Origin of the sequence: Nonomuraea sp. MG754425, from assembly GCF_021699195.1 — a bacterium.
GTDB lineage: Bacteria > Actinomycetota > Actinomycetes > Streptosporangiales > Streptosporangiaceae > Nonomuraea.
Genome location: NZ_SSXE01000113.1, coordinates 21,644 through 31,605, shown reverse-complemented (window position 1 = coordinate 31,605; position 9,962 = coordinate 21,644). Strand labels below are relative to the sequence as shown.

The 9,962-nt window shown below is 73.9% G+C and carries 11 protein-coding genes; 5 read left to right on the top strand and 6 right to left on the bottom strand.

The features are described 5' to 3' along the window. Positions 1–138: 138 nt before the first annotated feature. A complete protein-coding gene (locus FAF44_RS33005; protein ID WP_237107246.1) occupies positions 139–1,521 on the bottom strand; it encodes an MFS transporter in 1,383 nt (460 codons plus the stop codon). Positions 1,522–1,589: 68 nt separating this feature from the next. Between FAF44_RS33005 and FAF44_RS33000 the strand changes: the two genes are divergently transcribed. Next, positions 1,590–2,324, top strand: coding sequence for a helix-turn-helix transcriptional regulator (locus tag FAF44_RS33000; RefSeq protein ID WP_237107243.1), 735 nt, complete (start codon positions 1,590–1,592; stop codon positions 2,322–2,324). Here the strand turns inward: FAF44_RS33000 and FAF44_RS55125 are convergent. Both FAF44_RS55125 and FAF44_RS32985 read right to left on the bottom strand, forming a co-directional pair. Beyond that, positions 2,314–3,354, bottom strand: coding sequence for an aldolase/citrate lyase family protein (locus FAF44_RS55125; protein ID WP_308193423.1), 1,041 nt, complete (start codon positions 3,352–3,354; stop codon positions 2,314–2,316). The two genes, FAF44_RS33000 and FAF44_RS55125, sit on opposite strands and share 11 nt — an antisense overlap. Next, positions 3,351–4,526 (bottom strand): CaiB/BaiF CoA-transferase family protein, encoded by a 1,176-nt coding sequence (locus FAF44_RS32985; RefSeq protein ID WP_237107242.1) that lies wholly within the window; start codon positions 4,524–4,526, stop codon positions 3,351–3,353. Before FAF44_RS32985 ends, FAF44_RS55125 begins: the two co-directional genes overlap by 4 nt. Positions 4,527–4,593: 67 nt before the next feature. Here FAF44_RS32985 and FAF44_RS32980 point away from each other — a divergent pair, with 67 nt between their 5' ends. Further along, a complete protein-coding gene (locus FAF44_RS32980) occupies positions 4,594–5,247 on the top strand; it encodes a GntR family transcriptional regulator (RefSeq protein ID WP_237107241.1) in 654 nt (217 codons plus the stop codon). Between the two features lie 16 nt (positions 5,248–5,263). On the opposite strand, the gene FAF44_RS32975 is transcribed toward FAF44_RS32980, so the two are convergent. Beyond that, positions 5,264–6,100, bottom strand: a complete 837-nt coding sequence (locus tag FAF44_RS32975) for a Scr1 family TA system antitoxin-like transcriptional regulator (RefSeq protein ID WP_237107240.1) — start codon at positions 6,098–6,100, stop codon at positions 5,264–5,266. A gap of 241 nt (positions 6,101–6,341) precedes the next feature. Between FAF44_RS32975 and FAF44_RS32970 the strand changes: the two genes are divergently transcribed. Together FAF44_RS32970 and FAF44_RS32965 are read left to right on the top strand one after the other, a co-directional pair. Beyond that, a complete protein-coding gene (locus FAF44_RS32970; RefSeq protein ID WP_237107239.1) occupies positions 6,342–7,001 on the top strand; it encodes a hypothetical protein in 660 nt (219 codons plus the stop codon). Beyond that, on the top strand, positions 6,998–7,726 hold the full coding sequence (locus FAF44_RS32965) for an HAD family hydrolase (protein WP_237107238.1): 729 nt from the start codon (positions 6,998–7,000) through the stop codon (positions 7,724–7,726). The genes FAF44_RS32970 and FAF44_RS32965 overlap by 4 nt, the downstream gene beginning before the upstream one ends. A gap of 32 nt (positions 7,727–7,758) precedes the next feature. On the opposite strand, the gene FAF44_RS32960 is transcribed toward FAF44_RS32965, so the two are convergent. Continuing rightward, positions 7,759–8,064, bottom strand: a complete 306-nt coding sequence (locus FAF44_RS32960) for an HAD hydrolase-like protein (RefSeq protein WP_237107237.1) — start codon at positions 8,062–8,064, stop codon at positions 7,759–7,761. Positions 8,065–8,128: 64 nt separating this feature from the next. After that, positions 8,129–8,902 (bottom strand): inositol monophosphatase family protein, encoded by a 774-nt coding sequence (locus FAF44_RS32955; RefSeq protein ID WP_237107236.1) that lies wholly within the window; start codon positions 8,900–8,902, stop codon positions 8,129–8,131. 85 nt (positions 8,903–8,987) lie between these two features. Between FAF44_RS32955 and FAF44_RS32950 the strand changes: the two genes are divergently transcribed. Beyond that, positions 8,988–9,728 (top strand): GntR family transcriptional regulator, encoded by a 741-nt coding sequence (locus FAF44_RS32950; RefSeq protein ID WP_237107235.1) that lies wholly within the window; start codon positions 8,988–8,990, stop codon positions 9,726–9,728. Positions 9,729–9,962 lie beyond the last annotated feature (234 nt).

Genomic DNA, 9,962 nt, shown 5'->3' with positions numbered 1-9,962 from the left:
GGCGACGGCGCGCCGGCCGCCGCCCGGGGAGGGCCGGCCCCGTCGTCGGCTCCCTGACTCCTAGGACGGCCGGGCCCGCCGCCGGACGACGTCGAACTCGCGGCCCGCTGGATCCCGCCCGCCCGGCCGTCCTAGGAGTCAGGGAGCCGACGACGGGGCCGGCCCTCCCCGGGCGGCGGCCGGCGCGCCGTCGCCTTCCCGCTCACGCGACTGTCGCGGCCCGCCGGTACGCGAGGGCAGCAGCACGACGACGAGCACCGCGCCGACGGCCACGCACAGCGCGCCCGCCGTGAGCCCTCGCGAGTAGCCCATCCCGGCCAGCACGGCCACCCCGACCGCGCCGCCGATCTGCTGGACCGAGGTGAACAGGGCCGAGCCGAGACCGGCGTCCCGCTCGGTGGTGCCGTCCACCGCCGCCACGGCCAGGACCGGCAGGCCCAGCCCGTTGCCCACGCTCAGGACGAGCATGCCGGGCAGGACGTGGGCGGCGTAGGAGTCACCCGCCGCCACCCCGGACAGCAGCAGCAGGCCGGCGAGGTCGGCCAGGAAGGAGAGCAGGAGCGTCCAGCGCGTCCCGATCCTGAGCAGGACGCGGGAGGACAGCCACATTCCCGCCAGGATGCCGGCCCCGTAGGGCAGGTAGGCGAGGCCGGCCAGGAGCGGGCGGTATCCCACGACGGTCTGCAACTGGATCATCAGCAGGAACGACAGCGCGTACATCGCCATCGAGAACAGCAGCGTCGCCCCGTTGGCGACCGCCCGCGTTCGCGAGGCCAGGAACGCCCCCGGCACCAGCGGCGCTTGCGCCCGCGACTCGGCCACCAGGAAGGCCACCGCCAGCGCGACGGAGAGCGAGACGGCGCCGATGACGAGCGGATCGCCCCAGCCGTTCGCCCCGGCGCGCAGCAGCCCGTGAACCAGCGCCACCGCGGCGCCGGTGACCAGGACCGCGCCCGTCACGTCGAGGCGGCGCCGGCCCGGGGCACGGGACTCGGGAATCAGGCGGGGCACCGATGCCAGGGCAACGGCGACGACCGGCAGGTTGACCAGGAAAATCCAGCGCCAGGACGCCAGGTCGGTCAGCGCCCCCGACAGCACCAGGCCCGACGTCGCGCCCAGGGCCGCGACGCCGCCCCAGACGCCCAGCGCCCTGGCCCGCTCCCGCGGCCCCGGATACATCAATGTGATCATGGACATCGCCGCCGGACCGGCCATCGCCGACCCCGCGCCCTGCACGAACCGGCCGGCCACGAGCTGCCACGGCTCCTGCGCCAGCCCGCAGGCCAGGCTGGCCACCCCGAACAGCGCCACCCCGGCGAGGAAGATCCGGCGGCGGCCCAGCAGATCCGCCATCCGGCCGCACAGCAGCAACAGCCCGCCGAAGGCCAGGAAGTAGGCGTTGACGACCCAGGGCAGCCCGGACGCGGTGAAGCCCAGCTCATCGCGGATGCTGGGCAGGGCTACGCTCACGACGGTGTCGTCGAGCACGAGCATGAACTGGACGAGGCACAACAGGATCATCGGCACCGGTATGACGTTACGATTCGCCGGATTTGGCCACAATTAGCGATGGGGCCAAACTATGTCGCATGGAGGACATCGGCGCCATCACCGTCGGACGTTTCCCGCTGGCCTCGGGAGAGTGGATCCCCCCGCACCACCACACCCACCACCAGCTCGCCTGGACGCGGCGCGGCGTCCTGAGCGTCGAGGTGGGCGGGGTGTACTGGGTCCTGCCACCCACCCGGGCGCTGTGGCTGCCGGCGGGTGTCACCCACGCGACCGGCGCGACCCGCGACGCCGTGCTGTGCAGCCCGTACCTGGCGCCGGAGCACTGCCCGCTGGACTGGCCCGAGCCCACCGCGGTCGGCGTGGACGGCCTGCTGGCCGAGCTGATCGAGTACCTGGCCCGCACCGACCTGTCCGACGACGCGCGGCTGCGCGCCGAGGCCGTGCTGCCCGACCTGCTGCGCCCGCTGCCCACCCGGCCCATCGACGTGCCGCAACCCACCGACGAACGGGTCCAGGCAGTGGCGGCGGCCCTGCTGGCCGACCCCGCCGACCCGCGCGGCCTGGAGGAGCACGCCCGCGCGGCGGGCGTGAGCAGGCGCACGCTGACCCGGCTGTTCGTGCGTGACACGGGCATGAGCTTCGACCGCTGGCGCACCCAGGTGCGGCTGCGCGCGTCCCTGCCGCTGCTGGCCGACGGGCAGCCGGTCTCGCGGGTGGCGCACAGCGTGGGGTACGCCACGGCGAGCGCGTTCCTGGCGGCCTTCCGCCGTACGGTCGGCACCACGCCCCGGCGTTACCTGCTCAGCCGTTGAACCCGGGCGGGTCGGCGAGACGGCGGGCCAGGTCCACCGTGCGGCGAGCCCTGGCGACGACCGGCACGTCCACGAAGCGGCCGTCGGGCAGCGCCACCGCGCCGACGCCCGCCCGTTCGGCCCGCTCGGCGGCGGCCACGATCTCGGCGGCCCGCGCCGCCTCCTCCTCCGTCGGCCGGAACGCCCGCCTGATCGCGGGGAGCTGGCCAGGATGGATCGCGGTCCTGCCGAACAGCCCGAGCGCGCGGCCCGCCCGGCACGAGGCCAGCAGCCCGGCCTCGTCCTTGAGGTCCGGGTAGACCGACATCGGCACCGGGGGCAGCCCGGCCGCGGCGGCGGCCAGGACGACCTGGAGCCGCAGGTGGTTCATGGCCTGCTCGTCGGTGATGGACAGCTCGGCCGCGAGGTCCTGCTCGCCGAGCGCGACGCCCGCCACCTCGGGATGCGCGGCGATCTCGCGGGCGGCGACGATCCCGGCCGCCGACTCCAGCAGCGCGTACGCGGGCGCGCCGGCGAGCCCGTCGAGCACGGCCGCCGACTCGACCTTGGGCAGCCGCACGGCGTCGGCGAGGTCCCCGACGGCGGCCAGGTCGGCGCGCCCGCGCGCGGTGGCCGGGTCGTTGACCCGCACGTGCACCTCCGGCCCGCCCCCGCCCGCACCGGGCCCGGCGTGAACCCGCACACCGAAGTCGGCACCGAGGTCCGCACCAGGATCCCGGCCGGGGGCCGCACCGGGATTCACACCCGGGGCCACACCGAGGACCGCACCGGGATTCACGCCCGGGGTCGCACCGGGGTTCGCGCCCGGATCGGCGCCCGGGTTCGCGTCGCCCGCCGTGGGCGGCCGGCCGTCGTGGCGGGCGCGCAGGTAGGCGATCGCGTTCTCCCTGGCCGCGTCCTTGCGCGCGGGCGCGACCGCGTCCTCCAGGTCGATGATGACCACGTCGGCGCCGGAGGCCACGGCCTTGGCGAACCGGTCGGGACGGTCGCCCGGCACGTACAGCCAGGTCACGAGGAGCCGGCGGGTCACCCGATCACCCCGTCGGCGCGCAGCGCGGCGATCCGCTCGGCGGGGTAGTCCAGCTCGCCGAGCACCTGGTCGGTGTCCTGCCCGAGCGTGCGTCCCGCCCACTTGATCTCGCCGGGCGTCCCGGACATGCGGAACATGACGTTCTGCATGGTGACCGTGCCGAACTCGTCGTCGGGCACCTCCACGAACGTGTTCAGCGCCGCGTACTGGGGATCCTCGGCGAGGTCGGTGACGTCGTAGATGGGCGCGACGGCGGCCTGCACCTCCTCGAACCTGGCGATGACCTCGTCGGCGTCCCGCGCGGCGATCCAGGTCGCGACCGCCGCGTCCAGTTCGTCCACGTGCTGGACGCGGCCGTGCCCGCTGGCGAACCAGGGCTGCTCGACCAGGTCGGGCCGTCCGACGAGGGTGACCACGCGTTCGGCGATCGGCTGGGCGCTGGTGGAGATGGCCAGCCAGCGGCCGTCGCGGGTGCGGTAGGTGTTGCGCGGGGCGTTGCTGCTGGAGCGGTTGCCGGTGCGCCGGTGCACGGTCCCGAGCGCCTTGTAGACGCTCATCTGCGGCCCGAGCAGCCCCAGGATCGGCTCGATGATCGCCATGTCGATGACCTGGCCGCGGCCGGTGTCCGCGCGGGCGTGCAGGGCGAGCATGATCGCGTACGACATGGCCAGGCCGGCGACGCCGTCGGCCAGGGCCAGTGGCGGCAGCGTGGGCGGCCCGTCGGGCTCCCCGGTCATGGCCGCGAAACCGCTCATGGCCTCGGCCAGCGTGCCGAACCCCGGCCGCTTGGCCATCGGCCCGAACTGCCCGAATCCGGTCATCCGCGCCACGATCAGCCGCGGGTTGACCTCCAGGAGGTCCTGGGGGTCGAGGTTCCAGCGTTCGAGGGTGCCGGGGCGGAAGTTCTCGATCAGCACGTCGGACCGCTCGGCCAGGCGGCGCAGGATCTCCTGCCCCTCCGTCCTGGACAGGTCCACGGCGGCGGCGCGCTTGTTGCGCGACAGCGTCTTCCACCACAGGCCGGCCGCGCCGTGCCCGCGCGAGGGGTCGCCGCGGCGGGGGTGCTCGATCTTGATCACGTCGGCGCCGAAGTCGCCCAGCATCATGGCGGCGGAGGGACCGGCGAACAGCGTCGCCGCGTCGATGACCCGCAGGCCGTCCAGGCTCGTCATGGTTATGTAACTTATAAGAAATATGTCATAGGTCAAGGTCGCGACCGTTCTGCGAGACACTTGAGCCATGTCATCCAGCGAGCCGCGCCCGCCCATGAGCAAGGCCGAGTACGTCTACAGCGTGCTGCTCGACGAGATCCGCTCGGCGCGGATCCCCGGCGGAACGGCGCTGCGGGCCGGCGAGGTGGCCAAGCGCCTCGGCGTCTCGGTCACGCCGGTGCGCGAGGCGCTGCGCCGGCTGGAGACAGACCGGCTGATCAGCTACGAGGCGCATCACGGCGCGACCGTGATCGACCTCGGCGACGAGGCGCTGGCCGAGTACTACGGGGTGCGGGCGGTCGTCGAGGGCCTGGGCGCCCGGCTGGCGGCGGCCCGGATCACCCCCGGCGAGCTGGCCGGCCTACGGGAACTGCACGCCTCGATGGCCGACGACGCGGCGCAGGGCAGGCACGACCGGCTCGGCGAGCAGAGCCGGCGCTTCCACCTGACCATCGTGGACATCGGCGGCCCGGCCTTCCTGGGCGCGCACGCCAGGTCGGTGCGCAACAGCTTCCCGGTGCCCGCCGAGGCGTCCCTGTGGCTGGACGAGACACAGGTCAGGGCGCAACTGGAGGCGCACGAGGCCATCCTGGCGGCGCTGGAGGCGGGCGACGCCGAGACGGCAGAACGCGTCATGATCGAGCACGTCAGCCGCGCCGGCGAGTTCCGCCAGCACCGCTGACGCCCCACCGGCGAGGTCAGCCGGGCAGCGTGGCGCGGATCCCGTCCAGGACCTCCGGCGTGCTCTCCACCGGCATCGCCGACAACGACAGGCGCGCGAACGCCTGTTGGTGCTCCTCGACCCGCCGCCGGTCCTCGATCACGATCGGCGCGTGCAGCAGGTGCAGCACGAGCACGTCCGGCCGGTCGCGCTCGGGGAAGCGCAGCAGCGTGAACGGCGGCCCCTGGTAGAGGTAGCCGGTCTCGATGACGGGCCGGGCGACCTGCACGGCGACGTGCGGCTGCTTGGCGGCCATGGTCAGCGCGTCGAGCTGGGCGTGCCGGTCCTCGGGGCGGCCGAGCGGCGGGTCGAGCAGCGCCGTCCGGTCGAGCACGGCCCACAGGTTCGGCCCGTGCTGCCGGTCGAGCACCCGCCGCCGGGACGCGACCAGATCGGCGGCGCGGGCGGCCCGATCGTAGGTGGCCCCGGCGGGCAGCGCGGCCAGCGCCGCCGACAGGGCGTAGGCGGGGGTCTGCAGCAGCGGGGGCACCTGCAGCGGGCAGTACGTGTAGATGATCTGCGCCTGGTCCTCCAGCTCCAGGAACGCCGACAGGCCCAGCGGCACGCCGGGGGCGTCGTACCAGCCGGCCACCCGCTCCTCGCGCAGCAGCGACAGCAGCCGGGAGGCGTGCTCGCCCTCGCCGTACAGCTCCAGGAGGGTGCGCACGGTGGCCTCGCGCGGCGCGACGAGCCCGTGCTCGATCCGGAAGATCGTGGAGGTGTTGAGCCCCGCGGCCTGCGCCGCGGACTTCATCGACAGCAGGGACCCGGTGCGCAGGGAGGAGAGCCGGGCCGCCACAACGCTTAACTGCATACGTCTGTCACAACCATCGATGACAAATATCAGCCTTTACACCTGGTCTATTGAAACCGAGTGACGGGTGTTGCACGATGGCCACTCTAGTGGTCCGACACGGAATGCATATGGCAATCGGAAGGGCAGAGGCACAGTGAAGGAGGCGTGGATACTTCATCCCGACTACCGGACTCCTCCTGTCCCCGCGGAGCTCGCTCTCCCTCCCGGCCCCTGGCGGCATCCCGACGGCGGCCAGGTGATGAACGGCACCTACGAGCGTCCCCTGCCCCGGCGCACGGTCGAGGTCGTGACCGTCTGGTACGGCTACCCGCTGAGCCACTGGCGCGGCCCGCGCATGCCGCGCTTCAGCAGCCCGATGGTGTCGGCCTGGAACCCGGTGCTGGCCCAGGGGCTGGCCGTCGATCCGCACGCGCCGGCCCCCTACCGCGACGAGCTGTGGTGCGACCGCTGGATCGCCGAGGCCCTGCTGTACGGGCGCAAGCCGTACGGGGCGTTCACGCTGCCCGCCGACGAGGCGATGCGCTGGTTCGCCAAGAGCGGCGGCACGAATCTGGTCTACCGTGCCGAGGTGGCGGCCGACGTCCCGGCCGAGCTGTCCGCCGGGGTGCCCGGCGAGCTGGTACGGGTGGTGGCGGGCACGTCGGAGCGGTACGCGCAGTTGTTCGACCTCGACGCGCTGATCGCCGACTACCGCGAGGCGCTGCCGGGAGAGCTGGCCGAGCGGGAGTCGCAGGCGCTCGACGCGCACCGCTCCCGCTCCCCCGCGCTCGACTACGTGCTCAGGCAGAGCGCCGAGGCGCTGTTCGCGCACACCGCCCTGTCGGTGCGCGGCCTGACGCTGGGCTACCCGCCACGGGAGACGGCCTCCCGCATCGCCGCCGAAGCCGCCGCCCGGTGAGCGACGGCCCGCTCACCGGGATCAGGGGCATCCTGTTCGACCTCGACGGCACCCTGCTCGACCACCGCCGCGCGGCCGACGCCGGCATCACGGCCTGGCTCGCCGACCGGTTCCCCGGCCATCCGCGCCTGGGCGAGGCGGCCGCGATCTGGGCCGGGCTGGAGGGGCCGTACCTGGCGATGTGGCAGGCGGGGCGGTGCTCGGTGCAGGAGCAGCGGCGGCTGCGGCTGGCCGGGTTGTGCGCGGAGCTGGCCGTGCCGGTCCCCGACGACGTGGACGCCGCCTACGCCGACTTCGCCGGCCGGTACCGGCGGCACTGGACCGCCTTCCCCGACGTCGCGCGGGCGGTGGCGGGGCTGGGCGGGTACCGGCTCGGGGTGCTGACCAACGGCTCGCAGCGCATGCAGGAGGCGAAGGTCCGCGCGATCGGGCTGGCCGGGCGGGTCGGGCCGGTGCTGACGGGCGAGACGCTGGGCGGCCACTTCAAGCCCTCCCCCGCCTGCTACACGGGGGCCGCCGCGGCGCTGGGGCTGCGTCCGCGGGAGGTGCTGCTGGTGGGCGACGACGTGGACAAGGACGTGACGGGCCCGGCGGTGACCGGCATGCGCTCGGTCTGGCTCGACCGGCCGGGCGCGACCCCGCCGGAACACCGCGACGCCGCCACCGGCTTCCCCCGCATCACCTCGCTGGCGGAACTGGCGGACCTCCTGGACGGCGCCGCCTGACAGGGCGGTTGTCCATACCAGCCGGGAGCCGTTCAGCCCAGGCCGAGCAGCGCCGGGACGGCCGCGACCCCGGGCAGCAGGTGGGTGTGGCGGACGCCGCCGAGCGTGGTCGCGTCCTGCGCCCCGGTGAGCGCCCCGGCCACGATCGCCGCCCCGGCGTTGGTGCCGGCCTCCAGGTCGCGCACGGTGTCACCGGCGACCAGCACGCGGCCGACGTCCCGCACGCCGGTCGCCTCCATCGCCCGGAAGATCATGTACGGGGCGGGCCGGCCGCCGTTCCCGGTCGCGGAGCCCGCGCCGGGCGTGCGGGTGGTGTCGGTCACCTCCGGCATCGGCATGACCACCGCACTGGGCCTGGCCCCGGAGGTCCTGGACGGCCTGCTCGCCTGATCACCGGCCGGCTCACGGAGGAGCCACCTCCGCCAGCACCGACGCGCTCAGGTCGAACCCGCCCACGTGCGCCAGGTAGTCGCCCTTGACCAGGGGGTCACCCAGGTAGACGCCGCCCGCCCGGCGCACCAGCAGCGCCCCGGCGGCCACGTCCCACGGGTTGGAGCGGGTGCCGTAGGCGGCGTCGGCCCAGCCGGCGGCGACGTGCGCGAGCTTGAGCGCGGCGCTGCCGGGCTTGCGCACGGCGGAGAACGACGTGACGAAACGGGAGTAGCGCCGCAGCGCCTGCTCGCCGTCGACGTCGAGGTCGCGTGGGGTCGGGTAGCTCGACAGCAGCATGGCCTCGCGGTCGCGGGTGGCCCCGGCGCTGCTCAGGGGGTCGCCGTTGCACCAGGCGCCCTGGGTGGTGGCGGTGAACTCGTCCTCGCGTACGGGGTCGTAGACGATGCCGGCCACGAGTTCGCCGCGGTGGGCGACGGCGATGGAGACGCAGAAGAAGGGCAGTCCGGCGGCGAAGTTGGCGGTGCCGTCGATGGGGTCGACGTACCAGACGAGGTCGCCGCTGCCGGTCGTGCCGCCCTCCTCCCCGACGATCGTGCTGTAGGGGGTGCGGGCGTCGATGACGGCGCGGATCGTCTCCTCGGCCGCGCGGTCGTGCTCGGTGACGGGGTCGTGGAAGTCACGCTTGGTCGACACCGCGGGCCGGGACCTGAAGGCCGCGCGCAACCGCGGGCCGACGGCCCTGGCCGCCTCGGTGGCGGTGTCGAGCAGGAAAGTCACATCCATGCCCGCATCCCTACCGCACGCGTGCCCGCCCCACACGCCTTGACTCATTTGTCAGGACATTCTGACCTCGGTTAAGCTGATCGGCATGACCGCGAATCTGGCCATCGACCTGGACCGGTCCAGTCCCGTGCCGCTCTACTTCCAGGTGGCCGAGCAGATCGCGGAGGCGATCCGCCGCGGCGACCTGGCCCCGGGCTCGCGGCTGGACAACGAGATCCTGCTGGCCGACAAACTGGGCCTGTCCCGGCCCACGATCCGGCAGGCCATCCAGTATCTGGTCGACAAGGGCCTGCTGGTGCGCAAGCGGGGCGTCGGCACTCAGGTGGTGCACGGGCAGGTCAAGCGCTCGGTCGAGCTGACCAGCCTCTACGACGACCTGCGCCGGGCGGGCCAGGAGCCGGCCACGCAGGTGCTGACGCTGGAGCCGCGGCCGGCGGAGGAGGAGATCGCCCGCGTCCTGGGCGTCGAGCCCGGCACCCGGATCCTCTACCTGGAGCGGGTGCGTTTCGCGGCCGGGGAGCCGCTGGCGGTGCTGCACAACTGGCTGCCGCAGGGGCTGGCCCCGCTCAGCACCGCCGACCTGGAAGGGCGCGGCCTGTACGAGCTGCTGCGCGGCGCGGGCGTGCGGATGCGGGTGGCCAACCAGCGCATCGGCGCGCGGGCCGCGGGCCAGGCGGAGGCCCGGCTGCTGGCGGAGCGCCGGGGCGCGCCGCTGCTGACGATGGTCCGCACCACCTACGACGACCAGGGCCGGGCCGTCGAGCACGGCTCGCACGTCTACCGCGCCTCCCACTACTCCCTGGAGGTCACGCTCATCGAGCGCTGACGTCGGGAACTCACGCTCACCCAGCACCGAGACGAAAGCCCGCACCCATCAGGCGCCGGGCGGGAGTTCATGCCCGTCCGACGCCGGGGCGGGCGGGCTCCATAGCCGGTCGCGCGACCGTCGTCCCACATTCCGGACCGGTTACTTTCTCTTTTCGTCATCGCCGCAGCCCTTGGCAACACACCTCCCAGACACCTATGGTTCAGTGCAATGCCACACATTACTGGGAAGGTT